At 71.4% G+C, this 25,892-nt stretch carries 29 protein-coding genes; 22 read left to right on the top strand and 7 right to left on the bottom strand.

Annotated features, from left to right (window positions below; translation table 11 throughout):
- Window positions 1–17 precede the first annotated feature (17 nt).
- From ABEG17_RS12435 to ABEG17_RS12450, 4 genes are read left to right on the top strand one after another with little or no spacing between them, the layout of a single operon-like run.
- Window positions 18–1,784, top strand: coding sequence for an ABC transporter substrate-binding protein (locus ABEG17_RS12435; RefSeq protein ID WP_406829792.1), 1,767 nt, complete (start codon window positions 18–20; stop codon window positions 1,782–1,784).
- A 4-nt stretch (window positions 1,785–1,788) separates the two neighbouring features.
- Entirely contained in the window at window positions 1,789–2,757 is a 969-nt protein-coding gene (gene mshB / locus ABEG17_RS12440; RefSeq protein ID WP_406829793.1) for an N-acetyl-1-D-myo-inositol-2-amino-2-deoxy-alpha-D-glucopyranoside deacetylase, read from the top strand.
- A complete protein-coding gene (locus tag ABEG17_RS12445) occupies window positions 2,754–3,260 on the top strand; it encodes a flavin reductase family protein (RefSeq protein WP_406829794.1) in 507 nt (168 codons plus the stop codon). The genes mshB and ABEG17_RS12445 overlap by 4 nt, the downstream gene beginning before the upstream one ends.
- Before the next feature lie 13 nt (window positions 3,261–3,273).
- A complete protein-coding gene (locus tag ABEG17_RS12450) occupies window positions 3,274–4,941 on the top strand; it encodes a VanW family protein (protein WP_406829795.1) in 1,668 nt (555 codons plus the stop codon).
- A 57-nt stretch (window positions 4,942–4,998) separates the two neighbouring features.
- Here ABEG17_RS12450 and ABEG17_RS12455 read toward each other — a convergent pair whose 3' ends face one another.
- Both ABEG17_RS12455 and ABEG17_RS12460 read right to left on the bottom strand, forming a co-directional pair.
- Window positions 4,999–5,412, bottom strand: a complete 414-nt coding sequence (locus ABEG17_RS12455; RefSeq protein ID WP_406829796.1) for a VOC family protein — start codon at window positions 5,410–5,412, stop codon at window positions 4,999–5,001.
- Window positions 5,409–6,533: a GNAT family N-acetyltransferase gene (locus ABEG17_RS12460; RefSeq protein ID WP_406829798.1), complete on the bottom strand. Its 1,125-nt coding sequence runs from the start codon at window positions 6,531–6,533 to the stop codon at window positions 5,409–5,411. Before ABEG17_RS12460 ends, ABEG17_RS12455 begins: the two co-directional genes overlap by 4 nt.
- A 20-nt stretch (window positions 6,534–6,553) precedes the next feature.
- Here ABEG17_RS12460 and fdxA point away from each other — a divergent pair, with 20 nt between their 5' ends.
- The 3 genes from fdxA (at window position 6,554) to ABEG17_RS12475 (ending at window position 9,413) form a co-directional block, all read left to right on the top strand.
- Window positions 6,554–6,880: a ferredoxin gene (fdxA, locus tag ABEG17_RS12465; protein ID WP_066673553.1), complete on the top strand. Its 327-nt coding sequence runs from the start codon at window positions 6,554–6,556 to the stop codon at window positions 6,878–6,880.
- A 7-nt stretch (window positions 6,881–6,887) separates the two neighbouring features.
- A complete protein-coding gene (dapC, locus tag ABEG17_RS12470) occupies window positions 6,888–8,009 on the top strand; it encodes a succinyldiaminopimelate transaminase (protein ID WP_406829799.1) in 1,122 nt (373 codons plus the stop codon).
- A gap of 105 nt (window positions 8,010–8,114) precedes the next feature.
- Complete coding sequence (locus tag ABEG17_RS12475) at window positions 8,115–9,413, top strand: citrate synthase (protein ID WP_406829800.1); 1,299 nt, start codon at window positions 8,115–8,117, stop codon at window positions 9,411–9,413.
- A 64-nt stretch (window positions 9,414–9,477) separates the two neighbouring features.
- Here the strand turns inward: ABEG17_RS12475 and ABEG17_RS12480 are convergent, their stop codons facing one another.
- The 3 genes from ABEG17_RS12480 to dapD form a co-directional block, all read right to left on the bottom strand.
- A complete protein-coding gene (locus ABEG17_RS12480; RefSeq protein ID WP_406829802.1) occupies window positions 9,478–10,326 on the bottom strand; it encodes a hypothetical protein in 849 nt (282 codons plus the stop codon).
- 141 nt (window positions 10,327–10,467) lie between these two features.
- A complete protein-coding gene (locus ABEG17_RS12485; protein ID WP_406829803.1) occupies window positions 10,468–11,361 on the bottom strand; it encodes a hypothetical protein in 894 nt (297 codons plus the stop codon).
- Between the two features lie 2 nt (window positions 11,362–11,363).
- Window positions 11,364–12,296 carry a 2,3,4,5-tetrahydropyridine-2,6-dicarboxylate N-succinyltransferase gene (dapD, locus tag ABEG17_RS12490; protein WP_406829804.1) on the bottom strand — a complete coding sequence of 311 codons (933 nt, stop codon included), beginning with the start codon at window positions 12,294–12,296 and terminating at the stop codon, window positions 11,364–11,366.
- A 57-nt stretch (window positions 12,297–12,353) separates the two neighbouring features.
- Here dapD and dapE point away from each other — a divergent pair, with 57 nt between their 5' ends.
- The 8 genes from dapE to ABEG17_RS12530 are packed head-to-tail and all read left to right on the top strand — an operon-like array spanning window position 12,354 to window position 18,468.
- Entirely contained in the window at window positions 12,354–13,442 is a 1,089-nt protein-coding gene (gene dapE / locus ABEG17_RS12495) for a succinyl-diaminopimelate desuccinylase (protein WP_406829805.1), read from the top strand.
- Between the two features lie 52 nt (window positions 13,443–13,494).
- Window positions 13,495–14,289, top strand: coding sequence for a TIGR00730 family Rossman fold protein (locus ABEG17_RS12500; protein WP_406833190.1), 795 nt, complete (start codon window positions 13,495–13,497; stop codon window positions 14,287–14,289).
- 39 nt (window positions 14,290–14,328) lie between these two features.
- A complete protein-coding gene (locus ABEG17_RS12505) occupies window positions 14,329–14,580 on the top strand; it encodes a hypothetical protein (protein ID WP_406829806.1) in 252 nt (83 codons plus the stop codon).
- Between the two features lie 38 nt (window positions 14,581–14,618).
- Window positions 14,619–14,891 (top strand): DivIVA domain-containing protein, encoded by a 273-nt coding sequence (locus tag ABEG17_RS12510; protein ID WP_406829807.1) that lies wholly within the window; start codon window positions 14,619–14,621, stop codon window positions 14,889–14,891.
- Between the two features lie 4 nt (window positions 14,892–14,895).
- On the top strand, window positions 14,896–15,381 hold the full coding sequence (locus ABEG17_RS12515) for an SRPBCC family protein (RefSeq protein ID WP_406829808.1): 486 nt from the start codon (window positions 14,896–14,898) through the stop codon (window positions 15,379–15,381).
- A complete protein-coding gene (locus ABEG17_RS12520) occupies window positions 15,378–15,980 on the top strand; it encodes a DNA-3-methyladenine glycosylase I (RefSeq protein ID WP_406829809.1) in 603 nt (200 codons plus the stop codon). Before ABEG17_RS12515 ends, ABEG17_RS12520 begins: the two co-directional genes overlap by 4 nt.
- Window positions 15,977–17,185, top strand: a complete 1,209-nt coding sequence (locus ABEG17_RS12525; RefSeq protein WP_406829810.1) for a hypothetical protein — start codon at window positions 15,977–15,979, stop codon at window positions 17,183–17,185. Before ABEG17_RS12520 ends, ABEG17_RS12525 begins: the two co-directional genes overlap by 4 nt.
- The gene (locus ABEG17_RS12530) at window positions 17,182–18,468 is read left to right on the top strand and encodes a hypothetical protein (RefSeq protein ID WP_406829811.1); all 1,287 of its coding nucleotides are present in this window, start codon (window positions 17,182–17,184) and stop codon (window positions 18,466–18,468) included. Before ABEG17_RS12525 ends, ABEG17_RS12530 begins: the two co-directional genes overlap by 4 nt.
- A gap of 25 nt (window positions 18,469–18,493) precedes the next feature.
- Here the strand turns inward: ABEG17_RS12530 and ABEG17_RS12535 are convergent, their stop codons facing one another.
- Window positions 18,494–19,321, bottom strand: coding sequence for an enoyl-CoA hydratase/isomerase family protein (locus ABEG17_RS12535; protein WP_406833191.1), 828 nt, complete (start codon window positions 19,319–19,321; stop codon window positions 18,494–18,496).
- A 168-nt stretch (window positions 19,322–19,489) separates the two neighbouring features.
- On the opposite strand from ABEG17_RS12535, the gene ABEG17_RS12540 reads away from it, so the two are divergent.
- The 3 genes from ABEG17_RS12540 to ABEG17_RS12550 all read left to right on the top strand — a co-directional run bounded on the left by ABEG17_RS12540 (window position 19,490) and on the right by ABEG17_RS12550 (window position 21,689).
- Window positions 19,490–19,663, top strand: coding sequence for a DUF3117 domain-containing protein (locus ABEG17_RS12540; protein ID WP_406829812.1), 174 nt, complete (start codon window positions 19,490–19,492; stop codon window positions 19,661–19,663).
- A gap of 152 nt (window positions 19,664–19,815) precedes the next feature.
- Window positions 19,816–21,336, top strand: coding sequence for a leucyl aminopeptidase family protein (locus ABEG17_RS12545; RefSeq protein WP_406829813.1), 1,521 nt, complete (start codon window positions 19,816–19,818; stop codon window positions 21,334–21,336).
- A complete protein-coding gene (locus ABEG17_RS12550) occupies window positions 21,333–21,689 on the top strand; it encodes a hypothetical protein (protein ID WP_406829814.1) in 357 nt (118 codons plus the stop codon). Before ABEG17_RS12545 ends, ABEG17_RS12550 begins: the two co-directional genes overlap by 4 nt.
- 9 nt (window positions 21,690–21,698) lie before the next feature.
- Here ABEG17_RS12550 and ABEG17_RS12555 read toward each other — a convergent pair whose 3' ends face one another.
- The gene (locus ABEG17_RS12555; RefSeq protein ID WP_406829815.1) at window positions 21,699–22,331 is read right to left on the bottom strand and encodes an O-methyltransferase; all 633 of its coding nucleotides are present in this window, start codon (window positions 22,329–22,331) and stop codon (window positions 21,699–21,701) included.
- Window positions 22,332–22,573: 242 nt separating this feature from the next.
- On the opposite strand from ABEG17_RS12555, the gene sigE reads away from it, so the two are divergent.
- From sigE to ABEG17_RS12575, 4 genes are read left to right on the top strand one after another with little or no spacing between them, the layout of a single operon-like run.
- A complete protein-coding gene (sigE, locus tag ABEG17_RS12560) occupies window positions 22,574–23,173 on the top strand; it encodes an RNA polymerase sigma factor SigE (protein WP_406833192.1) in 600 nt (199 codons plus the stop codon).
- Window positions 23,170–23,817: a hypothetical protein gene (locus ABEG17_RS12565; RefSeq protein WP_406829816.1), complete on the top strand. Its 648-nt coding sequence runs from the start codon at window positions 23,170–23,172 to the stop codon at window positions 23,815–23,817. The genes sigE and ABEG17_RS12565 overlap by 4 nt, the downstream gene beginning before the upstream one ends.
- Entirely contained in the window at window positions 23,814–25,511 is a 1,698-nt protein-coding gene (locus ABEG17_RS12570; RefSeq protein WP_406829817.1) for a S1C family serine protease, read from the top strand. The genes ABEG17_RS12565 and ABEG17_RS12570 overlap by 4 nt, the downstream gene beginning before the upstream one ends.
- Window positions 25,512–25,523: 12 nt before the next feature.
- Complete coding sequence (locus ABEG17_RS12575; protein WP_406829818.1) at window positions 25,524–25,871, top strand: preprotein translocase subunit TatA; 348 nt, start codon at window positions 25,524–25,526, stop codon at window positions 25,869–25,871.
- Window positions 25,872–25,892 lie beyond the last annotated feature (21 nt).

Below are 25,892 nucleotides of genomic sequence, written 5' to 3' on the forward strand. Positions count from 1 at the left end.
GCGGCGGGCTGGTGCGCGTGGTCGTCAGACGCCTGCTGAGTGCCTCCCGGCCCCCCGGTCTGCCCCAGCGCAGACCGGGCCGTCGGTCCGTCGTGGCCGTCGCCCTCGCGGCGGTCGCCGTGACGGCGACCGGGTGCACGGCCGACCGTGCCGCGGCACCCGACGGTGGCGTGCCGGGTCGGCTGTCCGTGCTGTCCCTGGGGCCCGTGGCCACCTGGGACCCGCAACGGATGACGACTCCACAGGACGTGGCCTTCGCGGGCAGGACCTTCATCCGCACGCTGACCGCGCACCCGGCAGGGGCCGACGCGGCCGCCCAGCGTGGGGTCGTCGGCGACCTGGCCACCGACGCCGGCACGCACGACGACTCGCTCAAGGTCTGGTCCTTCGTCCTGCGCAAGGGCGTCGCGTGGCAGGACGGCTCGCCGGTGACCTGCGAGGACGTGCGCTACGGCGTCTCGCGGTCCTTCGCGAAGCCGTGGTCCGTCGAGGGCCTCAACTACCCTCTGGCCTACCTCGACATCCCGCGCAAGCCCGACGGGACGTCCACCTACACCGGTCCCTTCACCGGCGTCGGGCAGGCGGCGTACGACAAGGCGGTGACCTGCGAGGGGCCGAAGATCACGTTCCGCCTGAGCACGCCGATGACCGACTTCAACCAGGTCGTGGCGCTGCCCGTGTTCGCCCCCTTCAAGAAGTCGCAGGACCGCAAGGCGGGCGGAGCCCTTGCCGTCTTCTCCAACGGCCCCTACCAGCTCCAGGGTTCATGGGATGCCAGCTCGGGTGGCGTCTTCGTCCGAAACCCCAAGTGGGACAAGGGATCAGATCCGATCCGACGAGGAGAGCCCGACTCCATCCAGTACGTCCAGGGCATCGAGTCACAGACCGCCGTCCAGCAGGTCATCAACGACGCCGGTGACCGCAAGCGAGCGGTCACGCTCGACTCGGCTCCGCCCGCTCTGCAGCAGCAGGTGCTGTCCGACGACGCGCTGAGCCGTCGCGCCATCAACCCCAGGTCGCAGTTCGTCGACTACCTCGCGCCGAGCTTCGCCTCCCGGGTCATGCGCAACGCGGACGTCCGTCGCGCCCTCGCGCTGGCCACCAACCGCGACGGTTACGTCACCGCGCTGGGCGGCACGAGCGCAGCGACGCCCACCTCCACCCTGCTCGGCCCGTCCCTGGCCGGACACCGTGAGGTCGATCCCCTCGGATCCGTGTCCGCCGGGGACCCGGCCAAGGCCCGCGCGGCCCTCCGGGCCTCGGGCCTGACGCTCCCGGTGAAGATCAAGGTCGCCTACCGCTCGACACCGACGGCGGACAAGGCGATGGCGGCCCTGGTCAACGGGTGGGAGCAGGCCGGCTTCTCGGTGCAGCTCCAGCCCATCCAGAAGGACTACTTCAGCGCCGTCGCCGGGCCCGGGGTCGCCGCGAAGACCGATGTCTTCTGGGCCAACTGGGCGCCCGCGTGGCCGGCCGCCTCCACGGTCATCCCGCCCCTGTTCGACAGCCGTCTCAACCTCTCCGCCGGTGGCACCGGTCGCGACCTCGGAGCCTTTGCCGACGCCGGCGTCGACAAGGAGATCACCAGGATCTCGACGATCGGGGACCCCACGGCGCAGGCCGCCGCGTGGGCCGAACTCGACGCCGCTCTGGCCAGAAAGGGGGCCTTCATCGCCCTCGCCCAGCGCCGGTCGTTGTTCATCGCCGGGACCTCCGTGAGCGGCCTCGCCGCAAACGAGGCCCTGGGTGGGTTCGTGGACCTCGCGACCATCGGTGTGGAATAGGCAGGTGACCACCCCGGCGAACGCCCCGCAGCCCTCCGTGCGAGCACCCCTCCTGTTCGTCCACGCGCACCCGGACGACGAGACCCTGACGACGGGGATCACCATGGCGCGCTACGCCAGGGCAGGTCACCCGGTCCACGTGCTCACCTGCACGCTGGGGGAGGAGGGCGAGGTGATCCCTCCTGACCTGGTCCACCTCGACGTCCACCACGACGACGCGCTCGGTCCCCACCGCAGGGAGGAGCTGCGGGGGGCCATGGCCGTCCTCGGTGTGACCCACGAGGTGCTGGGCGAGGACGGGAACCGCATGTCCGTCTACCGCGACTCGGGGATGGCGGGTCTGGACCAGCCTCCCGGTCCCGACACGTTCGTGCGTGCCGACCCCGAGGTGGCCGCCGCGATGGTCGCCGACGTGGTGCGCCGGGTGCGCCCGGTCGCCGTCGTGACCTACGACGAGCACGGGGGCTACCGGCACCCGGACCACGTCCAGACGCACCGGGTGACGTGCGCGGCCATCGCGTCCCTGCCGCCGGACCAGCGTCCACTGCTGTATGCCGTTCTCACGCCACGGTCCTGGGCCCGTGAGGACCGCCGGTGGCTGGCCCAGAACCTGCCCGCCCACTCTTCGTGGACGCTCCCGGACCCGGAGGGTGACTACCCCCCGTCCGTCGTGGCGGACGACCGGGTGACGCACGAGGTGGTCGCGCCCGACCTCGTCCCCGTCCAGGCGCAGGCACTGCGCTCCCACGCCACCCAGGTGACCGTCGACGGCCAGACGTACGCCCTGTCCAACGACATCGCCGCACGCCTGTCCGGACGTGAGGGGTTCGCCCTGATGGACCCCGCGACGGGCAGGCTCCTGGTACCTCTCGTGGCACCTGGAGGCGGTGACCCGGCCATCGCCGGCGCCCACGCTCCGTCCGGGGCTCCCGCACCGCGAGCCACCGACCTGACCGAAGGAAACCCCTGGTGAGCACCGACTCCGCGCCCTCCGTCGACCCCGACCAGTTCCGCCTGGCCATGGGGCGGTTCGCGACGGGGGTCACCGTCCTGACGACGCGCAGCGGTGAGCACGACCACGCCATGACGGCCAACGCCATCACCTCGGTGTCGATCGACCCCTTGCTCGTCCTGGTCTGCGTCGAGGTGGACGCGCGCTTCCACGACGCGGTCACCGAGGCCGGCATCTGGGGCGTCAGCATCCTCGGTGCCGACCAGCGTCCCGTGGCCCAGTGGCTCTCGACGCAGGGCAGGCCGCTGCACGGGCAGCTGGACCGGATCCCGCACCACCGCGGCGAGGTCACCGGCGTGGCGCTGCTCGACGGAGCAATGGCGACGATCGAGTGCCGGACCACCGACGTGCACCCTGCCGGAGACCACAGCATCGTGGTCGGCGAAGTAGTGTCGCTCTCGAGCAACGAGCACCCCGCGGACGCGCTGGTGTACTACCGCAGCCGCTACGAGGCGCTGAAGTGATGGGAGAACGGGCGTGAGGGAGAGCGGCTCGCCCGGTCTGAGGTTCGGGATCGCCCTGCTGGTCCTGGCATCGGCCTACCTCGGCATGGCCTGGTTCCTGGGCCGCCATGTGCCCGCCAACACCTCGGTGTCCGGGGTGCCGATCGGAGGCATGTCCCCGACGGCGGCCGAGCGCACGCTGGGGCGCGCGCTGGGCGACCCGCAGAAGGGCGTCATCACCGTGACCGCCGGGGAGAAGTCGGCCCAGCTCGAGCCGGCCGCTGCCGGTCTCTCGCTCGACCTCGGCGGTACCGTCGGCCGGCTCACAGGGTTCAGCCTGAAGCCGGCGGACGTCTGGAACCACCTGACCGGCGGGAACGCCGAACCGCTGCGGACCACCGTGGACCGCGCCCGGCTCGAGGCGGCCGTCACGTCGATCAGGTCCACGCTCGAGACACAGGTCGTCCAGGGTGCCATCACCTTCCCCGCCGGAAAGCCGAGCGTGGTCGAGCCCGTGGTGGGTGCGGCCCTGTCCGTGCCCGGCACCGCGGACGTGATCGCCGCGCGATGGCCCACCGCCGGTCCCGTCGGCGCCAAGTTCGAGACGGTGCAGCCCGACGTGTCGGCCGAGGAGGTCCGGCGCGCCGCATCGGAGTTCGCCACCCCGGCGATGTCGGGGCCCGTCACGGTGGTCGTCGGGGCCAAGAAGTTCTCGGTGAAGCCCGTGGACTTCGCACCCGCGGTCTCGATGAAGGCCCAGGACGGCAAGCTCACGCCGGTGGTCGACGACGCCAAGCTCGTGGCGGTCGTGCGCGGCGCGGCGTCCGAGGCAGGGCTGGAGACGAAGCCGAAGGACGCGAGGATCACGTTCAGCGGCACCAAGCCAGTCGTCATACCGTCGTCGACGGGGTCGACGCTCGACGACGCCTCGATCGTCCGGGCGGTGGTCCCGGCGCTCACGTCCTCCTCGCGCACCGCCACGATCTCCGCGAAGACGGTGCAGCCCAAGCTGAGCACCGCCCAGGCCAACAAGATCAAGCCCAAGGGGGTCATCTCCTCCTTCAGCTCGGTCTTCCCCTTCAACCCGCCGCGCACCGAGAACATCACCATCGCCGCGCGCACCCTCAACGGCACCTACGTCGCCCCGGGTGCGACGTTCAGCCTCAACCAGCGGCTCGGGCAGCGCACGGCCGCAAAGGGATACAACTCCGCCCCGGTCATCCTCAACGGCCGGCTGACCAAGGACTACGGCGGCGGGATCTCCCAGCTGTCGACGACGCTGTTCAACGCGATCTTCTTCTCCGGGGCCAAGATCGAGGAGCACCACCCGCACAGCTTCTACATCTCGCGCTACCCGGAGGGGCGCGAGGCGACGATCTCCTGGCCGGACGTCGACAACCGCTTCACCAACGACACCGGGTACGGCATCCTCATCCAGTCCTACGTCAAGGGGAGCGCCGTCACGGTCACCTTCTACGGGACCAAGGTGTGGGACGTGAAGGCGGTGAAGGGCCCGCGGCGCAACGTCGTCCAGCCGAAGAAGATCGTCGACAGCTCCGAGGGGTGCGTCGTCCAGACCCCGACCCCGGGCTTCGACGTGACGGTCAGCCGGATCTTCACCAAGGCGGGCAGGACCATCCGCACGTCGCAGTTCGACACGCACTACATCCCCGAGGACGACGTCACCTGCACCCACGGCTGACCCGACCCGAGTGGCCGGACGCGGCTATCCGCCTCCGGGGGACGCCCCGGGCCCCTGTCAGCTCACCAGGTGGGCATAGGGATCGGGCCGCTCCGACTCGCTGCGCAGCACGCAGAACTCGTTGCCCTCGGGATCGGCCAACGTCGCCCACCCCGTGCCCGGCCCGTGCTGGTCGCGCAGGTCCTGGACCAGGGTGGCTCCGGCGCCGAGGAGCCGCTGGACCTCCTCGTCCATCGTGCGGTCGGTCGGCCACAGGTCGAAGTGGACGCGGTTCTTGACCGTCTTGCCCTCCGGCACCTCGATGAACAGGACCCGTTGCCGGCCGTCGGGGGAGAAGATCATGCACTCCTCGTGGCCGGGCAGGTTCGGGTCGCGCGGGTCCTCGCGGAAGCCCAGGACGTCGGCCCACCAGATCGACTGGGCGAGGGCGTCGCGGGAGTCGATGGAGGTGTGGGAGATGCGTGAGGTCATGGCGACACTGTCCCTGCCGGCCCCGCTCCTCCGCCACCAGTTTGTGGGGAAGTGGGGCGCGGGGAAGTGGGGCGCGGGGACGTGGGGCGCTGGGCGGTGAGGTACACGTACGACGAGTGCACGGCGAACCCGAGTCTGCGGTAGAGCCGGATCGCCGGCTCGTTGTCGTGCTCGACCTGGAGGTGCATGAGTGACACCCCTTCGTCGCGCAGTGCCACGGCCAGGCGTGCGGTGAGGTGGGCGGCCAGGCCCCGCCCCCGGTATGCCGGATCAGTCCAGACCGCGCCGAGGCCGCCCCATCCGGCGCCGATCCCCAGTCGTGCCAAGGCGATCGGCGTCGTACCCGCCGCGTCCGCAGCTCGCAGGCCGAGCTGCTGGGACAGGCCTCCGCCGGGGGTGATGCTGCCGAAGAGGACTCGGGGACCGTCGCTCAGCACGGCCTCCGTGGCACCCGGCACCGTGGCGCGGGTGCGGTGGTAGCTCTCCAGCCACCCGGGTGACAGCTGGTCCGCGACCGTCACGGCCGGGCCCCCCGGGTCTGCGGCCGCGATGGTCTCGCGCGCCGCCGTGAGGTTGAGGGTGCGGCTGCCGACGGTGTAGCCACGGGCGACCAGCAGCGCCCCGAGCGGGTCGTCCGACGGGTCGAAACCCTCCGGCCCCGCGAGGGCGAACTTGGCCGGCAGGCCGCGAGCGGCATACCAGCGCTCGACGTCCTCGACCGCTGCGTCGAGGGGTCTCCCGGGGCTCCCGACCGGGACCACGGAGTTGCCGCGCTCGGTGTAGCCGGCAGAGGCGCGCAGCAGCCAGTCGCCGAGGCTGCCACGCTCGAGGGCACCCCAGGCGGGGACCATCACCCGCTGGAGGTCCTCGATCGTCAGGGCCAGGTGGGGAGCGCCGCGACGGGAGGGCTTCGGGGGGACCTCCTTGGCGGTGGTCACCCGGGACAGCTCGATGCTCACCGGTCCCTTGGAGGTCTCGACCACGAGGTGCTCGTCGTCACGTGCGCTGAGCACCCCGACACTGTCGGTCAGGGTGGCGCCGGAGGTGCGGTCCGGCTCGTCCAGCCGCCACCTGACCACCACTCGGGACCCCAGGGCGATCCTGCGCACGTCTGCTGACATGGGCCGCATAGTATGTGGCCATGACGTACGTGATCGCCCAGCCTTGCGTTGACCTCAAGGACAAGGCCTGCATCGAGGAATGTCCCGTCGACTGCATCTACGAGGGTGAGCGGTCCCTCTACATCCACCCCGACGAGTGCGTCGACTGCGGTGCGTGTGAGCCCGTCTGCCCCGTCGAGGCGATCTACTACGAGGACGACACCCCCGAGCAGTGGGCCGACTACTACAAGGCCAACGTCGAGTTCTTCGACGACCTCGGCAGCCCCGGTGGGGCCGCCAAGCTCGGCCTGATCCCCAAGGACCACCCCCTCATCGCCGACCTGCCTCCTCAGTCCCACGACGAGTGAGCCCGGCGTGACGGGCCTGCGGGCTCTGCCTGACTTCCCCTGGGACTCGCTCGCTCCCTACAAGGAGCGGGCGAGCTCTGTCTCGGGCGGGATCGTCGACCTGTCCGTCGGGACCCCGGTCGACCCCACGCCCGGTGTCGTGCAGGACGCCCTGCGCGCCGCGGCCGATGCGCCCGGCTACCCGCAGACCTACGGCACCCCGGCCCTGCGGGAGGCGGTGGCCTCGTGGTTCGCCCGCCGACGCGGCGTCCCGGACCTCGATCCCGACGGCGTCCTGCCGACGGTGGGGTCCAAGGAGCTCGTCGCCTGGCTGCCCACCCTGCTCGGCCTCGGCGCCGGTGACGTCGTGGGTTACCCCGGCATCGCCTACCCGACCTACGACGTCGGAGCGCGCCTCGCCGGAGCGACGCCCCAGGTCGTCGACGGCCTCAACGCCTTGGGCCCGCTCACTGCGGCGACCACGCCAAAGCTGTTGTGGCTCAACAGTCCCAGCAATCCGACCGGCCGCGTCCTGGGCATCGACCACCTCGCCAAGGTGGTCGCCTGGGCGCGTCAGCACGGGGTCGTCGTCGCGTCCGACGAGTGCTACGCCGAGCTCGACTGGCGCACCGACTCCACCGAGCCGACGACGCCGAGCATCCTCGACCCACGGGTCTGCGGAGGCAGCCACGAGGGCCTGCTCGCGGTCTACTCCCTGAGCAAGCAGTCCAACCTCGCGGGCTACCGCGCGGCGTTCGTCGCCGGCGACGTGGCCCTGGTGCGTCGGCTGCTCGAGGTGCGCAAGCACGCCGGCATGATCGTGCCGTGGCCGGTGCAGCAGGCCGTCACCGCGGCGATCGCCGACGACGCCCACGTCGCCGAGCAGAAGGCGAGGTACGCGGCACGCCGCGCCACGCTGCGTACGGCGGTCGAGGGGTTCGGGCTTCGGGTCGACCACTCCGACGCCGGTCTCTACCTCTGGGCCACCAGGGGGGAGGACGCGTGGGCCACGGTCGACGCGCTCGCCTCTCGCGGGATCCTCGTGGCACCAGGCACGTTCTACGGCCACGCCGGGCGAGAGCACGTGCGGATCGCGCTGACGGCGACCGACGAGCGCATCGCTGCAGCCGCTGCGAGGCTGTCGGCCTGAGGTCCCCCGTTTTCCGGCACCACGCGGTTCTGGGGTAGCGTCGATACGCGCGAGGCACGCCGTCTGCAGGGTGCCCGCACCGCGACATTCAAGGACGGTTTACGCATGAGCAACGACGGATCCACGGGCGCCACGCTGAAGGCCGGTGACACCGAACTCGACCTCCCGCTGGTCAAGGCCGCCGAGGGCAACGACGGTTACGACATCAGCAAGCTGATGAAGGCGACCGGCAACACCACCCTGGACATCGGGTTCGTCAACACTGCCTCCTGCAACAGCGCGGTCACCTTCATCGACGGCGACCAGGGCATCCTGCGCTACCGCGGGTACCCGATCGAGCAGCTCGCCGAGAAGTCGAGCTTCCTCGAGGTCTCCTACCTCCTCATCTACGGCGAGCTGCCGACGCAGTCCGAGCTCGACGACTTCGACTCCAAGATCCGTCGCCACACGCTGCTGCACGAGGACCTCAAGGCGTTCTTCGGCGGCTTCCCGCGTGACGCCCACCCGATGCCGGTGCTGTCGTCCGCGGTCTCTGCCCTCGGCACCTTCTACCAGGACAGCCTGGACCCGTTCGACAAGGAGCAGGTCGAGATCTCGACCGTGCGCCTGCTGGCCAAGCTGCCGACGATCGCGGCCTACGCCTACAAGAAGTCCGTCGGCCAGCCGTTCCTCTACCCCGACAACTCCCTGTCGGTCACCGAGAACTTCCTGCGCATGACCTTCGGCTTCCCCGCCGAGCCCTACGACCTCGATGACGACATGGTCAAGGCGCTCGACCTGCTGCTCATCCTGCACGCCGACCACGAGCAGAACTGCTCGACCTCGACGGTCCGCCTCGTCGGCTCCGCCCAGGCCAACCTGTTCAACTCGGTCTCCGCCGGCATCCATGCGCTGTCCGGGCCCCTGCACGGTGGTGCCAACTCGGCCGTGCTCGAGATGCTGGCCCAGATCCAGGCCGACGGCGGCGACGTGGACGCGTTCGTCCGCAAGGTCAAGAACAAGGAGGACGGGGTCAAGCTGATGGGCTTCGGCCACCGGGTCTACAAGAACTACGACCCGCGCGCCGCGATCATCAAGAAGACCGCCGACACCATCATCAACAAGAACGGCGTCAAGGACCCGCTCCTCGACATCGCGCTCCAGCTCGAGCAGCGCGCCCTCGAGGACGACTACTTCGTGGAGCGCAAGCTCTACCCCAACGTCGACTTCTACACCGGCCTCATCTACAAGGCCATGGGCTTCCCGACCAAGATGTTCACCGTCCTCTTCGCCCTCGGCCGCCTCCCCGGCTGGATCGCCCAGTGGCGCGAGATGATCGAGGACCCGCAGACGAAGATCGGCCGCCCGCGCCAGATCTACACCGGCGCCACCGAGCGCGACTACGTGGACTTCAGCGCCCGCTGACCCACCCGCAGCCAGGTATGCCGCGAGGCCCGGTTCCGCACGGAACCGGGCCTCGCTGCGTGCGTCACCGCCACCCGGCAGGGATGAACGACATCGAGTCACCGGGGGCGACCAGCCGGTCCCAGGCGATGGTGAACTCCACGGCCCCGATGGCAGCCCCGAGGCCGTCGGCCGTCACCCTCAGGCCCTGCGGGGTCGGGTACACCTGCACGTCTGCGGTCCGCAGGTGCAGTGCTGGCGGGCTGGCCTGCTGGTTGCGTCCGCGAAGCGCCGCCGAAGCGCCCCGGTCGAGCTCGCGGTCGAAGTCCCAGGCGGGACCTCCGGCCCTGCGCATCTCGGCCACGACGGAGTCGCGGGTCAGCACCTGTCCCGTCCGGGTGTCGACGGTGACTGAGTCGAGCTCCGTGTCGGGGTGGGCGCCACCGGCATACGAGTCGACCTTCGAGGCGACCACGACGAGCCCAGAGGTGTTCACCGGCACGGTCAGCGAGTTCTCGAAGCTGGCGCGTCCGGGACCACTCTGGCCCGCGGCACCGGACCAGGCCTGTGACCACTCCTTGAGGCGCGAGGCCACCAGTGCGGCCACGCGCGACTCGAGCACTGACGCTCCGCGAGCCCCGGGACAGTGTGCCGAAGCATGGAGCGTGCCGTAGTGGGCCGTGACGCCGGCGACCTCCTTGGTCGCGCGGCCGAGCGCGATCGTGAACGCGTGACCGGTGCAGGTCGTGGAGGCGCTGGTGACGCCCGCCGTTCCCGCTGGCGTCGGCGCACTGCTGCTCGTCGAGGCAGCCGTGCGCGTCGACGTGCGGGTGGACGTGCCGGTCCCGCCGGATGGAGTGGCTGCGCAGGCCGCCAGCGGCAGGACGAGGAGCAGTGCGAGAGGGGCGCTCGAGCGACGACACCGCACCGCCATGGCATGCCTCCGTGATCGACGGGACTCCTCGCCAGCATGACGTGTCGGCGCCGAGGTGAACAGACCTCGACCGAGCCGCCGCACATCCTCGAACGGGTTGAGGACAGGTCGCAGACGTCCGCCAACGGCCCCGGACGAGCGTCAGCCGGTGGCGGGGAAGGTGACGGTGACGGTGCTCGCCGAGCCGCCCTTGACGGACTTCCAGGTCCAGCCGTCGGCGTCGCGGGTGCGGGTCCACTCCTTGGAGCCGACGCGGACCTTGGTCGCGCCGTACTGCGCCGCCTTGGCGACGGCGAACGACCCGGCGCTCCAGGCCTTGCGCTCCGAACCCGCCTTGACCGTCAGCACCCGACCGTTGACCGTGCTCGAGACCCCGAGCTCCGTCGACAGGGCCGCCTTCAGATCGATGGGCGTCCCGTCGGTGGCGTCGTCGAGCCGGCACCCGAGACCACCGGGGGAGTGCCCGCTCAGGGCGGAGGCGAGCAGCCGCCCCTCCTGCTCGTGCTCGGCATACGCCTCGGGGTAGGCGGACCGCTGCACCTTCTGGGCGATCTCGGTGATGCGCATCTGCTCGTAGCCCTTGATCTTCACCAGGGCGTCGTAGAACCGGTTGCTCGCGTAGACAGGGTCGAGGATCTGCTTCTCGGTGCCCCACCCCTGGCTGGGACGCTGCTGGAAGAGGCCGACGGAGTCACGGTCGCCGTAGGCGAGGTTGCGCAGCTTGGACTCCTGGATCGCCGTGGCGATCGCGATGGTGCTGGCGCGTGCGGGCAGCCCGCGCTTCTCGGCCACCGCGGCGATGGTGGCCGCGTATGCCGTTTGGCTCGGGTCGAAGTCAACGCTGGTTCCCAGCGCGGTGGCCTGGCAGCGCGGGCCGCCGAGGTTGCGCAGCGTGCCCTGCAGGGCCAGCCAGCCGCCGCCGATGATGCCGATCGCGAACAGCACCAGCACGATCCGCGTGACGACGCGACGGGTGCGCGACCGCCTGCGGTGCTCGTGGTGGACCAGACCGTTCCTGCGCTTGCTGGGGGCCACGGCTAGTCGTTCGCGTGCAAGGCGGAGTTGAGCACGATGCCGTGGCCGTCACGGGCCCTGGCCTCGACGGTGCCGGTGACCGAGTTGCGGATGAACAGCAGGTTGTCTTGGCCGGAGAGCTCACGGGCCTTGACCACCCGGCCGTCGGCCAGGGTGATCTTGGTGCCGGAGGTGAGGTAGAGCCCGGCCTCGACGACGCAGTCGTCGCCGAGGGCGATGCCGAGGCCCGACTCGGCGCCGAGCAGGCAGCGCTCGCCGACGCGGACGCGCTCGGTGCCGCCGCCCGACAGCGTGCCCATGGTGGACGCGCCGCCCCCGATGTCGGAGCCGTCGCCGACGACCACGCCCTGGGAGATCCGGCCCTCCACCATCGAGCTGCCGAGGGTGCCGGCGTTGTAGTTGACGAAGCCCTCGTGCATGACCGTGGTGCCCGGCGCGAGGTGGGCACCGAGCCGAACGCGGTCGGCATCGGCGATCCGCACGCCGGTCGGCACGACGTAGTCGACCATCCGGGGGAACTTGTCAATGCCGAGGACATTGACGGTGCCACGCATCCGAAGGCGCGCCCGGGTCAGCTCGAAACCGTCCACGGCGCAAGGGCCCTGGGTGGTCCACACGACGTTGGCGAGGACACCGAAGATGCCGTCGAGGTTGATGCTGTTCGGCGCGACGAGGCAGTGCGACAGCAGGTGCAGTCGCAGGTAGGCGTCCGAGGCGTCGGCCGGGGCCGTGTCCAGGTCGATCTCGACCGACACGACGACGCGGCGGACCCGACGCAGCTCGTCGGCGCCCACCAGCGCGCGCAGCTCCTCCGGGGCGCTGGCGTCGCCGGGGCGGGCGCCGAGGGCCGGCTGGGGGTACCAGGTGTCGAGGACGACACCGTCGACGGTCGTCGTGGCGAGTCCGAATCCCCATGCGCTGCGCTCACTGCTCATGGTGCCAAGCCTAGGGGAGCGAGTCGGCTGCCCGGGACGCTGGATAGGGTCGTGCCCATGGCGAACCACCTCGACGACCCCGCCCCCCTGGACCTGTCCGCCGACGTCGTCACGCTGACGGCAGCGCTGTGCGACATCGAGTCGGTCAGCCGCGACGAGCAGCGGGTCTGCGACGCGATCGAGGCGGCCCTCGAGCCCTTGACCCACCTCACCGTCACGCGGATCGGCAACACCCTCGTCGCCCGCACCGAGCTCGGTCGCAACGAGCGGGTCGTCCTCGCCGGCCACATCGACACCGTGCCGCTGACGGTCGACCCGCAGAACCTGCCGACCTGGCGCGAGGGAGACGACCTGTGGGGTCGTGGGACGGTCGACATGAAGGGCGGTGTGGCCGTGCAGCTCAAGGCGGCCCTCCTCACGGCGCCGAGTCGCGACCTGACCTTCGTGTTCTACGAGGGCGAGGAGATCGACAGCGAGTTCAACGGACTGCTGCACGTTCAGCAGCAGCGCCCCGACCTCATCGAGGACGCGGAGTTCGCCGTGCTGCTCGAGCCCACCGGATCCATCGTCGAGGGCGGCTGCAAGGGCACGCTTCGCGCCGAGGTCGTCACCAAGGGCATCGCCGCTCACAGTGCGCGACCGTGGAACGGGCACAACGCGATCCACGACGCCGCCGACGTGTTGACCCGCCTCGCGGAGTACCAGCCCGAGACGGTCATGGTCGACGGACTGGAGTACCGCGAGGCGATGAACGCCGTGGGCATCAGCGGCGGGATCGCCGGCAACGTCATCCCCGACCGCTGCGTCGTGACGGTCAACTACCGCTACGCGCCCGACAAGTCCGAGGACGACGCGGTCGCCCTGGTCAACCAGCTCTTCAGCGGGTTCGTCGTGGACGTCAAGGACAACGCCGGCGGTGCGCGCCCCGGCCTGGACCGCCCCGCGGCGCGGGCGTTCGTCGAAGCCCTCGGTGTCGAGGTCATCGCCAAGCAGGGTTGGACCGATGTCGCACGGTTCGCGGCGATGGGGGTGCCCGCGGTCAACTTCGGGCCCGGCGACCCCAACCTCGCGCACCACGACGAGGAGCGTTGCCCCGTGCCGCAACTGGTGTCCGCCGAGGAAGCCCTGCTGCGCTGGCTGGCCTGACCGGCGTCACCGATCCGGCTCCCGTAGGTTGGGGCGCGTGAGCGACGAGACGCTGGACGACACGCAGACCGCGGGCACGCAGACCGCTGGCGCCACCGAGCACGACTACGACTACCACACGGGCCCGGTGACGCTGCGCGGTTCGCGCGTCCCGGTGACCACGACCGACCAGCGGCTGCTCGACAGCCGCGGCCCGAGCGACTGGCTGCACACCGACCCGTGGCGGGTGATGCGCATCCAGAGCGAGTTCGTGGAGGGCTTCGGCGCGCTCGCCGAGCTCGGCCCGGCCGTGAGCGTGTTCGGGTCGGCGCGCACCAGGCCCGGCACCCCGTTCTACGAGCTCGGCACCGAGGTGGGTCGTGCCCTCGTCGAGGCCGGGTATGCCGTCATCACCGGCGGTGGGCCGGGCGCCATGGAGGCCGCCAACCGTGGAGCCGTCGAGGCGGGAGGCGCGTCGGTGGGGCTGGGGATCGAGCTTCCTTTCGAGCAGGGCCTCAACGAGCACGTGAACCTCGGCGTCAACTTCCGCTACTTCTTCGCCCGCAAGACGATGTTCGTCAAGTACGCCCAGGGGTTCATCGTGCTGCCCGGCGGCTTCGGCACCCTCGACGAGCTGTTCGAGGCGGTGACCCTCGTGCAGACCCGCAAGGTCACCTCCTTCCCGATCGTCCTCATGGGCACCGAGTACTGGGGTGGCCTGCTGGAGTGGCTCCGTGGCACGGTGCTCGAGGCCGGCACGGTGAACGAGAAGGACATCGACCTGTTGCACCTCACCGATGACGTGGCCGAGGCCGTCCGCATCGTCACCTCCGCCGAGCAGGCGGTGGTCCCGAAGCGGCCCGAGTGAGCCATGGACTCCCACACCGGCGACGGTGATGATGGAGGCGTGAACATCTCGCCGCTCCCGAGGCACGGCGACGTCGTCGTCGGACGTGACGTCAGTGGCCGGACGCTGCGCATCTCCGGCCACCCGGAGAGCGGCCGGGTCGTGCTGTCGATCTGGCAGGACACGGTGTGCAAGGCGACGGTCAGGCTCCTCGTCGAGGACGTCCCGGCCGTGGTGGAGATGCTGGCCCGCAGTGCGATCGCTCCGGCATCTGCTGGTGAGGACCTCCGCGACCTGCACACGGCGGGCTGAATAGGACGCTCGCAGCACTTCATGCGACGATCAGCCCCGTGATCTGGGTCTTCTTCACCGTCGTCGCCGTGCTGCTCGTCGGCGCGTTCGCCGCGCTCGTGACCGGCCGGCTCGGCTACGACCCGATGTCGGACGCGACGACCACCCAGAGCGAGCCCACCTTGTCCACGGACTTCACGTCCGACGAGGTCTCCTCGGTGCGCTTCGACACCGCCCTGCGCGGCTACCGGATGGACCAGGTGGACGCCGTCCTCGACCGGCTCCAGGCCCGGATCGCCGAGCTCGAGAGCCACAGCGACACGGGGCGCTGAGGTCGTGGGCACGCTGCACCTCACCCGGCACACCTCGGCCACCCCCGCCGCGGTGTGGGACGTCGTCACCGACTTCGCCGGCTATGGCGACTGGATGCCGATGACGCGCATGGTGACCGACGACGGCGCACCCCGGCTCGGGTGGGGGTTCGCCGGCATCAGCGGGGTCGGGCCGCTGGCCTTCTCCGACTCGATGCTCGTGACGCAGTGGGACCCGCCGGCGTCGGGTGACCAGGCGGCTCCTGCGGTGTTCCGGATCGTCAAGACGGGTCGCCTGCTCGGTGGCTGGGCCGAGATCACGCTCACCCCGGAGCCCCGCGTCGGCACTCCGGGGACGTGGGGGACGCGCCTCGACTGGGTCGAGGACGTGGTGGTGCGGCCGATGCCGTTCAAGCGGTTCTTCGCCCCGGTCCTGGACCGTGCCAGTACCTGGCTCTACGGTCGGGCGATCAACGCCATGCTCGCCCGCGCAGCCGAGTCCTCCCGGTGAGCGGGCTGGTCGTCGGGGAGGACGGGGTTGCGCGCTGTGCCTGGGCGGGGTCCACGGCCGACTACCTCGACTACCACGACACCGAGTGGGGTGTCCCCGTCCACGGTGAGCAGGCGCTGTACGAACGCCTCACCCTCGAGGCCTTCCAGTCCGGGCTCGCGTGGATCACCATCCTGCGCAAGCGGGAGTCGTTCCGGGCAGCCTTCGCCGGTTTCGACCCCGAGACCGTCGCGGGCTTCGACGACCGCGACCGCGAGCGCCTCATGAACGACCCCGGCATCGTCCGCAACCGGCTCAAGGTGAATGCCGCGATCCACAACGCCTCAGCGGTCCTGGCCCTGCGCGAGCACGGTGGTCTCGATGCCCTCGTCTGGTCGCACGCGCCCGTCGAGCACACCCCGCCGCAGTCGGCCGACGACTTCCGCGCCACCTCGCCGGAGAGCGTCGCCCTCGCCAAGGCGCTGAAGAGGTCCGGCTTCGTCTTCGTCGGCCCCACGACGATGTATGCCGCGATGCAGGCGTGCGGACTCGTCGACGACCACGTGGCGGGCTGCCACCGCGCGGGCCGGGGACCCCGGGCGGCGCGGAACCGGTCATGACGGTGTCGGCGACCGTCCGGACCCTGACCGTGAAGGTGGGGATGACCTACCTGGCGCTGCGCGCCGTGTCCGCGCTGCTGCTGGTGCTGGCCAGCCGCGACCAGGTCGTCATGCCGGACTGGACCGGTCCCACCGTCGAACCCATCGACATGACGGTCCTGTGGGACGGCAGCTGGTACCGGCACGTCGCCGAGGTCGGCTACCCCACCCACCTGCCGGTCGACCCAGGGAGCGGGCGCGTCGCCCAGAACGCCTGGGCGTTCTACCCGCTCTTCCCCCTGCTGTCCCGGATGCTCATGGCCGTCACAGGCCTGGGGTTCCCGGTCGTCGCCTCCACCCTGGCGCTCGTGGCCGGTCTGGGCGCCGCCATCATCATGGCGAGGTTGTTGGCCGAGAAGGTGGGGGACAGGGTCGCCCTGGGGGCTGTCGCCGTCTGGGCGGCCTTCCCGGCTGCGGTCTCGCTCCAGCTCGCCTACACCGAGTCCCTGGCGATGCTCGTCCTGTGCGGGCTGCTGTGGGCCCTGGTCCGGCGCAGCTGGGGGATGGTCGCAGGCCTGTCCCTGCTGCTCGGCCTGACCCGGCCGATCGCGGTCCCGGTCGTCGGGGTGGTGGCGGTGGCGGTCTACCTGCTGTGGCGTCGCCGGCGCCAGCAGAGCGTCACCCGCGGTGAGCTCCTCGCGGCGCTCGCCGCCCTGGGCGTGTCCGCGGTGGGCGCGGTCCTCTGGCCTCTCGCCGCGTGGCAGGTCACCGGCTCGCGCACCGCTTACACCGACACCATGGCCGCCTGGCGCGCCGGCGGACAGATCACACCGCTCAAGCCCTGGTTCGGCATGTCGCAGTGGGCCTTTCGCGACTTCGACGGGGCCGCGGTCTACGGTCCCGTCGGCCTGGCCGTCCTCGTCACGACACTCGTGGTGCTCACCTGCGGTCCGTGGGCGACCCGGCTCGGTCCGGAGCTGCGGGCCTGGTGCCTGATCTACCCCGCCTACCTCGCCGTGGTCCTCGACCCGTTCACCAGCATCTTCCGCTACGCCCTGCCACTGTTCCCGCTGCTCGTCGTCATCCTCGGCGGCGGCTGGCTCGAGCGAACGGCCCGCTACCTCACGGTGCGGGTCGGGTTCCTCGTGGCCGCGGGGATGGTGGGGCAGGTGGCCTGGATCTGGAAGCTGCTCGTCTTCCACCCGCCATCGGACTACCCGCCGTGACCGACACCGCCCGCGCCCGCACCGTGCCGTCACTCCTCACGTCCAGGGGCCGCAGCGCCGCCGCAGGCTGGGCGCTGCGTCGCCCCGTCGCCTTCCTGCTCCTCTGGTATGCCGCCACGCGGGTCATCACGTTCCTCGCCATGGCGGTCGCCGCGACGTGGTTCCAGACCCCCGCCGGGGTGGGTCACCTCGACCCCACCGTCGGCGACATCCTCGGTGGCTGGGACGGCGTCTGGTACCGCCGGGTCGCGCAGGACGGGTATCCCGTGCCACTTCCGGCCGACCCCGACACGGGACTGCTGACCTACAGCGCGTGGGCCTTCTACCCGGCGTTCCCGATGCTGGTGCGGGTCCTGATGCTCACCGGGCTGCCCTTCGAGGTGGCTGCCGTGGGGCTCAACCTGGTCCTCGGGGCCGTGTGCGCCGTCCTGGTGTGGAAGTGCTTCAACTTCGCCGTGCACGCCGCGCCGCAACCAGCCCGCGAGCGACTGGCCCTGGTGGCCGGGGCCCTCTGGTGCCTGTACCCGGCGACGGCAGTGCTCGTGATGCCCTACACCGAGGCGCTCGCCGGGGTCCTCATCGCGGGGTCGCTGCTGCTGCTCATGCGACGTCAGTACGCGCTGGTGGCCCTGGTGACCATCGCCCTGGGCTTCACGCGGGCAGCGGCGCCGGCGATCGCCTGCGCCGCCATCGCCCATCTCGTGCTGCGGTGGCGCGAGGACCGGGCAGCCGGCACGAGGCCCTTGGGTGGGCAGCGCACGACGGCCGCGCTCATGCTCGTGGCCACGGGGGCGTCGTCGATCGCCTGGCCCGTCGTCGTCGGCATCGCCAGCGGCCTGCCGATGGCGTTCTTCGACGTCCAGGCCGCCTGGGGACAGCGGCCGGAGTCGGGACCCTTCGTGCTGTGGCTGGCCTGGGCCTGGGACGCCCACGGACTCGTGGGGGTGGGCGTCCTCGTCGGCCTCGTCGCGACATACATCGCCCTGATCCTGGGCCGCCACGGGCGGTGGCTGGCGATCGAGCTGAGGGTCTGGGCCTTGGCCTACCCGCTCTACCTCCTGGCGGTGGTGCGGCCGATCACGAGCATGTGGCGCTTCCTGCTGCTCGACTTCCCGATCGCGGCCCTGGTCGCCTCGGTCGCGATGCGCACCTCGACCGGGGAACGAGTAGTGCCGCACTGGCGCCGCCGGGTCGCGATCGTCGCGGTCGTCCTGCTCGGCGGGCTGTTCTGGTTCACCTGCACGTTGCTGACGTACACGCCGTGGGCCGCCGCCCCGCCCTGATGCGGGCTGACCGACGGCCGATGCATCAGGTGCCGGTGAAGGTCGGCTTCTCCTTGGCGAGGAACGCGGCGACCGCTGCCTTGTGGTCCGAGCTGGCCCCGGTGAGCGCCATGTACTCGCCCTCGCGCTCCAGCGACTCGCTCAGCCCGTGCCCGGCGCTGAAGGCGACCGCCTGGCGGATCGAGCCGTAGGCGAGCGTCGGGCCGGAGGCGAGCCTCGTGGCCAGCTCGTGCACGGTCGTGTCGAGCTCGTCGGCCGCGACGACCCGAGTGACCAGACCCAGGGACAGGCACTCGTCGGCAAGGACCGTGCGCGGCAGGAGCAGCAGCTCCTTGGCGCGAGCCGGACCCACGAGCCGCGTCAGGCTCCACGACGAGCCCGAGTCGCACGACAGCGCGATCCCGGCGAAGGCGAGGTTGAAGCCCGCGGTGTCGACCATGACCCGGAAGTCGGCAGCCATCGCGAACGCCGCGCCGGCGCCGGCGGCGACGCCGTTCAGGGCGGCGACGACGGGCTTGTTCATGGTCGTCAGCAGCTCGACGATGGGGTTGTAGTGCTTGGGGACGGTCTCCCACAGCGAGTCGTCGTCGCTCTGCTGCAGCCGGATGTGCTCCTTGAGGTCCTGGCCGACGCAGAAGGCTCGGCCGCTGCCGGTGAGCACGACGCAGCGGACTCCGGCGTCCCGGGCGACGTCGGTGAGGGCGGCCAGCAACGCCTCCTTGGTGGGGGTGTCGAGCGAGTTCATCGCCTCGGGCCGGTTGAGCCGGACCGTTGCCACGGCGCCCTCGCGCTCGACGACGACGGGCTGGTGCGGGGACTGCGGCGCGGCAGGGCTCTGGCTCATGTCGGACATCATGCCCTGCAGGCGCCCAGCCACCCGGGCCTCCTCCCGACCCGGATTTCGCCTGTGAGCAGGTTCACGGGATAATGGAGCAAATCTGGCACGCACGGGGTGGACTCAAGCACTGGCGTGGACCCGCGTGCCCAGCAACACACCACGCCAAATGGAAGGGACACACTCATGGCGGCAATGAAGCCGAGGACTGGCGACGGCCCGCTCGAGGTGACCAAGGAAGGTCGCGGCATCGTGCTGCGCATGCCCCTCGAGGGTGGTGGGCGCCTCGTCGTCGAGATGACCCCCGCCGAGGTGCGTGAGCTGGGCGAGGCCATCGACAACTGCGAGGGCCTCAAGTAGCACCGGTCCTCCACCTTCCGAGGACCCCCTCCGGCACCAGCCGGAGGGGGTCCTCGTCTGTGCGGGCAGCGGCGCACCGCACCTTCGCCGACTCTGCCCACCCCTGCCCGGGGCGATGCCCCTTGCCCCGGGCAGGTGGGTAGGGTCGGGGCGTGCCCGCCCCTGAACTGCTCGTCCCCGCATCCAGCACCTGGTCCGTCCGGTCCGAGCCCATCGCCGACGTCCTGGCCGACCTGGACCCGACCGACCTCGTCCTGGCGGTCCCCGTCCCCCGCGACGGGCTGGCGTCGGGAGAGGCCGTCGCCGCGTCGCTGCAGGTCGTCGGTCTCGACGTGGCGGAGGTGCAGGCCGCCCACGAGCCGTCAAGCGAACCCGGCGCCACGACCCGCATCGCCCTGGTGCCGGGGGACCGCGCCGCCCGGACCGTGCTGCTGGTCGGTGTCGGCGACGCGGACCCGGCCGCCCTGCGCGCCGCCGGTGCGGCCGTCGGGCGAGCAGCTCGAGGATGCTCCCACGTGGTCGTGGCCTTTCCCGGTCTCGCTCCCCGAGGTCAGTCGGCCCTCGTCGAGGGCATCGCCCTGGGCGGGTATTCCTCGCCACGCTGGCTCGGCGCCGACGCGAAGCCCACGACCCCACCCGTGGCCGAGGTGACCCTCGTCGGCGACCACGACGACGACGTCCGTCGGAGTGCGCTGGCCCGTGCCCGGGCCACGATGCTGGCCCGCAACCTGGCTGTGGTGCCCTCCAACACCAAGAACCCCGCGTGGATGGCAGCCCAGGCCCGCACCATCGGCCGTCGGGCCGGGCTGGGCGTCAAGGTCTGGACCGACCGGGACCTCAAGGCGCAGGGTTTCGGCGGTCTGCTCGCCGTCGGGTCCGGGTCGGCGACGCCGCCCCGCCTGGTCGAGCTGACGCACACGCCCGAGGGTGCGACAGCGGACACCCTGCACGTCGTGCTGGTCGGGAAGGGCATCACCTTCGACACCGGTGGCCTGGACATCAAGCCGGCCGAGGGCATGCTGGCGATGAAGACCGACATGTCCGGGTCTGCGGTCGTGCTCGCCGTCCTCGCCGCCTGTGCCGAGCTCGACGTGCCTGTGCGCGTCACCGGGCTGCTGGCGCTGGCCGAGAACGCCGTGAGCGGCAGCTCCTACCGGCCGTCCGACGTCATCACCATGTATGGCGGCCGTACCGTCGAGATCGGCAACACCGACGCCGAGGGCCGGATCGTCATGGCCGACGCGCTCGCCTACGCCGACGCCCACCTCGGGCCTGACGTGCTGCTCGACATCGCCACCCTCACCGGGGCAGCCCGGGTCGCCCTGGGCCGCAGCATGGCCCCCGTCTACGCCAACGACGAGGCCCTCACCGAGGCCCTTGTGGCCGCAGGGCAGGCGACCGGTGAGCTGCTGTGGCCGTTCCCGCTCGTCGAGGACTACCGCTTCGCGCTCGACAGCGTCGTGGCCGACATCAACCACATCGCGGGCACTCCTGTCGGCGCCGGCTCGATCACGGCAGCATTGTTCCTGCGCGAGTTCGTGGGCGAGCGACGCTGGGCGCACCTCGACATCGCCGGGGTGGGTCGTTCCGACGTCGACCGCGGGCTCTTCACCAAGGGTGGGACGGGCTTCGGTGCCCGCCTGCTGCTGACCTGGTTGGAGGAGATGGCATGAACGCGGGATACGGGTTGTCGGTGCGCTGGTCCCTGGAGGAGGCTCCCGAGGACGTCGCGTCGTCGCTGCGGGACTACGTGGTCGGGACGTCGATGGCCAGGTTCATGTTCCTCGACGGCCTGGCGTTCAAGACCTGGCGGATGGTCGAGGGCCAGTGGTTCGAGGGCACCTACGTCTTCGACCAGCAGGTCTACCGCGACGACTTCCTCAAGGAGTTCGCCGAGACGGCTGCGGAGTCCGCGGGCAGCTCGATCATCGGGTCCGCACCGATCCTCATGGAGCCGTTCGAGGTGGTGGCGATCGCCGAGGGCCCCGAGCACTTCCGACGCGGTCCCGGGCCCGGGACCGCGTGACCGCTCGCGTCAGCGCTTGACGGCCGCGAGCACGCCGTCGCCCACGGGCAGCAGGGCCGGCACCAGGCGGTCGTCGTCGCGCAGCCGCTTGCCGAGGTCGCGCAGCACGGTGGTCTGCGGGTCGCGGGACGCCGGGTCGGCCACCCGGTCGTGCCACAGCATGTTGTCGAGCACGAGCACGCCACCGGAGCGCAGCAGCCGGATCGCGTGGTCGACGTACTCGGGGTACTCGCTCTTCTCGCCGTCGACGACGACCATGTCGTAGGCGCCGTCGGTCATGCGCGGCAGGACGTCCAGGGCCCGGCCGGTGATGACCCGGGTGCGCTGGTGCGCGACCCCCGCCTCGGCGTAGGCCTTCTTGGCGACGCCCTGGTGCTCGGCCTCGACGTCGATCGTCGTGAGGATGCCGTCGTCGGGCATGCCCTGGAGCATCCAGAGCCCGGAGGTGCCCGCGCCAGTGCCGATCTCGATGACCGAGCGAGCCTTCACGGCCGCCGCGAGGAGCCGCAGCAGCACGCCGGCACCGTTGCCGACAGGCGTCGCGCCGAGCTCCTCGCCGCGACGGCGGGCGCTCTCGATCACCTCGTTCTCGGTGACGAACTCCTCGGCGTAGGCCCAGCTGGCCGGCTTCTGTGCACTCATGCGGGAAACCCTACTGCCGCGGCCAGACTGCACTCGCCCCGCGGCATACAGGAAACGCTCAGGTTGTTGGGGAACCATTTACCGCAGTCGGTCGTCTGGACCGACTGCAGGGTGTGAGCGCCGCAACGGGCGCCCCGACGGAGGTGAGGGACGTGACCGCGACCGACACGATCGGCCCGGCCCGGCAGGACGTCCCGGCCCGGCAGGACGTCCCCGGCGACGTCCGGGAGGCTCCCGCGTGGGTGCCCCCGACGTGGGAGGAGATCGTGGAGCAGCACTCTGCCCGCGTCTACCGACTGGCGTACCGCCTCACCGGCAACCCGCACGACGCGGAGGACCTGACCCACGACGTGTTCATCCGCGTCTTCCGCTCGCTGCACAGCTACCAGCCCGGCACCTTCGAGGGTTGGCTGCACCGCATCACCACCAACGTCTTCCTCGACAAGATGCGACGCAAGCAGCGCATCCGCTTCGACGCCCTTTCGGACGAGAGCGCAGCGCGCCTGCCCACCCGTGAGGCCGGTCCCGAGGCGTCCTACGACGCCACCCACTTCGACGACGACGTCCAGCGGGCGCTGGACGCGCTCTCCCCGGACTTCCGGGCCGCGGTGGTGCTGTGCGACATCGAGGGCCTGTCCTACGAGGAGATCGCGACCACCCTGGGCGTCAAGCTCGGCACGGTGCGCTCGCGGATCCACCGGGGCCGCGCCCAGCTGCGTGAGGCCCTGGCCCACCGCGACCCGACCCTCGACCGCCCCGCCCTCGACATCGACCGCACCCCGGTCCCTGCCTCCCGACGCCGCCTCCCGGTGATCCGGCGTGCGGTCCCGGGGTCGCGGTGAGCAGGTTCGGACTCGCCGGCGCCCGCTGCCTGGGCGGTGACCTGACCGCCTACGCGGACCGGGCGATGGACCCCGCCACCCTGCTGAAGTGGGACCGGCACGTGGTGGCCTGCACCTGCTGCCGCGCCGCGGTGGACGACGAACGTCGAGTCCTCGCCTCGCTGCGCTCGCCCTCGGCTCCGCAGGTGTCGCGCGACCTGCGCGGCATGCTGCTCGCGATGGCCGACCACCCCGGCGGGGTCGAGGGACCGGCGTCGCCCGCCGTCCGTTCCGCCTGGTCCCTGCCGAGGGTGCCGCCCGTTCCGTCGGCCCCGGTGCCCGTCGTCGACCGCGGTGCTCCCGCCATGCACCGGTCGGCCCGCCGCGCCACGGTGTTCGCCGGACTCGCGGCCGGTGCCACCGCAGCGGCGGCCTGGAGCCTGGTCGTCACCGGGGGCAGCCTGACGTCGCCCACCCCGACCGACCTCACCCCGGGCACGGTGCAGCGTGCCCGACCCTCCGCGCCCGGCTTCGCCACAGCCGCCTTCACCGTCCCGGTCCTCGGGACGGGGGCGACCTCCACGTCGCCGCGCAGCACGCAGCCCGGCTCGTCCGCCCCCGACGTGGGCAGGGCGCGACTGGGTTCGGCACAATCAACGCCATGAGCGACGAGCGTCCCCAGCCCAGCGACCAGACCGGTCACGATGCTGGCCGGCCCGAGGGCCACCCGGAGGTCCCGGACCCCTCGTCCGTCGCGCCCGATGGGGGGCAGGCGCCCACCCGGGCCGCCGAGGCGCCAAGGCCCGCCGCAGCTCTCCCCGATGCCCCCGCCGCCGCTTCCCTTGGCGGGACGGACCCGTCCGCCGATGCGCCCGCCGAGTCCGCGTGGGACCCGTGGGCGCCACCGCGTGAGGACCGACCGACCCCGGCCCAGCCCGAGCAGGGGTATGCCTCCCCGGCCGGCGACGACCAGGTGACCAACGACAGCACCCAGCCCGTCGACCTGTCGCACACCCAGGAGATCTCCGGGGCACCCGGCCCGGTGTGGGCGAGCGAACCGACCGGGTGGCCGGGCCACGACGACGGCCGGCCGACGACCACCCCGGCCGCAGCAGCGCCCCAGGCGCCCGTGCCCGGTGCTGGTTGGGACCCGATCTCCGCCTCCAGCGCCGACGCCGGCTACCCGAACGCCCCAGGCCACTGGCAGGGCGGCGCACCGGTTGCGACGTCCGCACCGCAGCAGAAGGGACCCGGCTGGGGTGCGCTCGTCGCCGTCGCGGCGGTCTCGGCGCTCATCGCCGCCACCCTCGGCGGGTTGTTCGGCGGATGGCTCGGGGCTACCGACCGCGTCGGTTTCGGCAACCTCGACCGCACGGGGACCTCGATCCCGTCGGTGGGCGCCGGTGCGACCGCTCGCCCGCAGGGCAGCATCGCCAACATCGCCGCCAAGGCGCTGCCCAGCGTCGTGACGATCAAGGTCAAGGGCGCCGACGGTGCAGGGACCGGCTCGGGGTTCGTCCTCGACCGGGACGGGCACATCATCACGAACAACCACGTCGTCGCCAGTGCCGCCGACAGCGGCACCATCGCGGTCGAGCTGTCCAACGGCGACGAGGTCCAGGCCACCATCGTGGGCCGCGACAGCTCCTACGACCTGGCCGTCCTCAAGACCAGCCGCACCGACCTCGAGCCACTCGTCATGGGCCCGTCCAAGGACGTCGTCGTGGGCGACCCGGTCATCGCCGTCGGCGCCCCGCTCGGCCTGGAGTCCAGCGTCACCTCGGGCATCGTGAGCGCCCTCAACCGCCCGGTCAGCCCCGGTGGTGACGGTGACCAGCAGTCGTTCATCAACGCCATCCAGACGGACGCGGCGATCAACCCCGGCAACAGCGGCGGGCCGCTGCTCGACATGCAGGGCCACGTCATCGGCATCAACTCCGCCATCGCCCGGATCCCCGGATCGACCGACACTCAGTCCGGCAACATCGGGGTCGGCTTCTCCATCCCCAGCGACCAGGTCGTCAAGACCGCGTCCCAGCTCATCAAGACCGGCAAGGCCCAGCACCCCGTGATCGGCGTGATCCTGGACCGTCAGTACACCGGCAGCGGCGTCAAGATCCTCGCCTCCGGGTCAGGGGCCAGCGGCAACCCCGTGACCCCTGACGGCCCGGCGGGCAAGGCCGGCATCAAGCCCGGCGACGTGATCATCGAGTTCGACGGCAGACCGGTCAAGGACCCCGACGACCTCGTCGTGGCGATCCGCGCCAAGAGCGTCGGCGACGCCGTGCCGATGAAGGTCCGGCGCGGGAATGAGACGATCAGCGTCACAGTCACCCTGTCGGGCACGTCCGGCAGCTAGAACGGAGACGCAGTGGTCGACATCAACGGGTGGGAGTTCATCGCCCTGATCGTGCTGGCTGTGGTGATCCTCGGCCCGGAGCGCCTGCCCGAGTATGCCGCGAAGCTGGGACAGCTCGTGCGCCAGGCGCGGTCCATGGCCGAGGGCGCGAAGGGCCAGCTGCGTGAGCAGATGGGACCCGAGTTCGACGACATCAACTGGAAGCAGTACGACCCGCGCCAGTACGACCCACGCCGCATCGTCCGCGAGGCCCTCTTCGAGCCCGACGTGGAGGACGAGGCCACCGGCTACGGCGCTGACCCCTCGCCCGTGGCCCACGACCCCTCGCGGGCGACGCCGTACGACGTCGACGCGACCTGAGGGTCAGCGACCGACGGGGGA

The organism is Pedococcus sp. KACC 23699 (assembly GCF_045348425.1).
In the GTDB taxonomy this organism is placed as follows: Bacteria; Actinomycetota; Actinomycetes; order Actinomycetales; family Dermatophilaceae; genus Pedococcus.

Excerpts from the sequence above, each read along its gene's own strand:
- ABEG17_RS12535 (WP_406833191.1), bottom strand. The coding sequence starts at position 19,321 with ATGTCCGACATGAGCCAGAGCCCTGCCGCGCCGCAGTCCCCGCACCAG.
- dapD (WP_406829804.1), bottom strand. The coding sequence starts at position 12,296 with ATGAGCAGTGAGCGCAGCGCATGGGGATTCGGACTCGCCACGACGACC.
- ABEG17_RS12540 (WP_406829812.1), top strand. The coding sequence starts at position 19,490 with ATGGCGGCAATGAAGCCGAGGACTGGCGACGGCCCGCTCGAGGTGACC.
- ABEG17_RS12570 (WP_406829817.1), top strand. The coding sequence starts at position 23,814 with ATGAGCGACGAGCGTCCCCAGCCCAGCGACCAGACCGGTCACGATGCT.
- ABEG17_RS12555 (WP_406829815.1), bottom strand. The coding sequence starts at position 22,331 with ATGAGTGCACAGAAGCCGGCCAGCTGGGCCTACGCCGAGGAGTTCGTC.
- ABEG17_RS12455 (WP_406829796.1), bottom strand. The coding sequence starts at position 5,412 with ATGACCTCACGCATCTCCCACACCTCCATCGACTCCCGCGACGCCCTC.
- fdxA (WP_066673553.1), top strand. The coding sequence starts at position 6,554 with ATGACGTACGTGATCGCCCAGCCTTGCGTTGACCTCAAGGACAAGGCC.
- ABEG17_RS12525 (WP_406829810.1), top strand. The coding sequence starts at position 15,977 with ATGACGGTGTCGGCGACCGTCCGGACCCTGACCGTGAAGGTGGGGATG.
- dapE (WP_406829805.1), top strand. The coding sequence starts at position 12,354 with ATGGCGAACCACCTCGACGACCCCGCCCCCCTGGACCTGTCCGCCGAC.
- ABEG17_RS12460 (WP_406829798.1), bottom strand. The coding sequence starts at position 6,533 with ATGTCAGCAGACGTGCGCAGGATCGCCCTGGGGTCCCGAGTGGTGGTC.
- ABEG17_RS12480 (WP_406829802.1), bottom strand. The coding sequence starts at position 10,326 with ATGGCGGTGCGGTGTCGTCGCTCGAGCGCCCCTCTCGCACTGCTCCTC.
- ABEG17_RS12550 (WP_406829814.1), top strand. The coding sequence starts at position 21,333 with ATGAACGCGGGATACGGGTTGTCGGTGCGCTGGTCCCTGGAGGAGGCT.
- ABEG17_RS12475 (WP_406829800.1), top strand. The coding sequence starts at position 8,115 with ATGAGCAACGACGGATCCACGGGCGCCACGCTGAAGGCCGGTGACACC.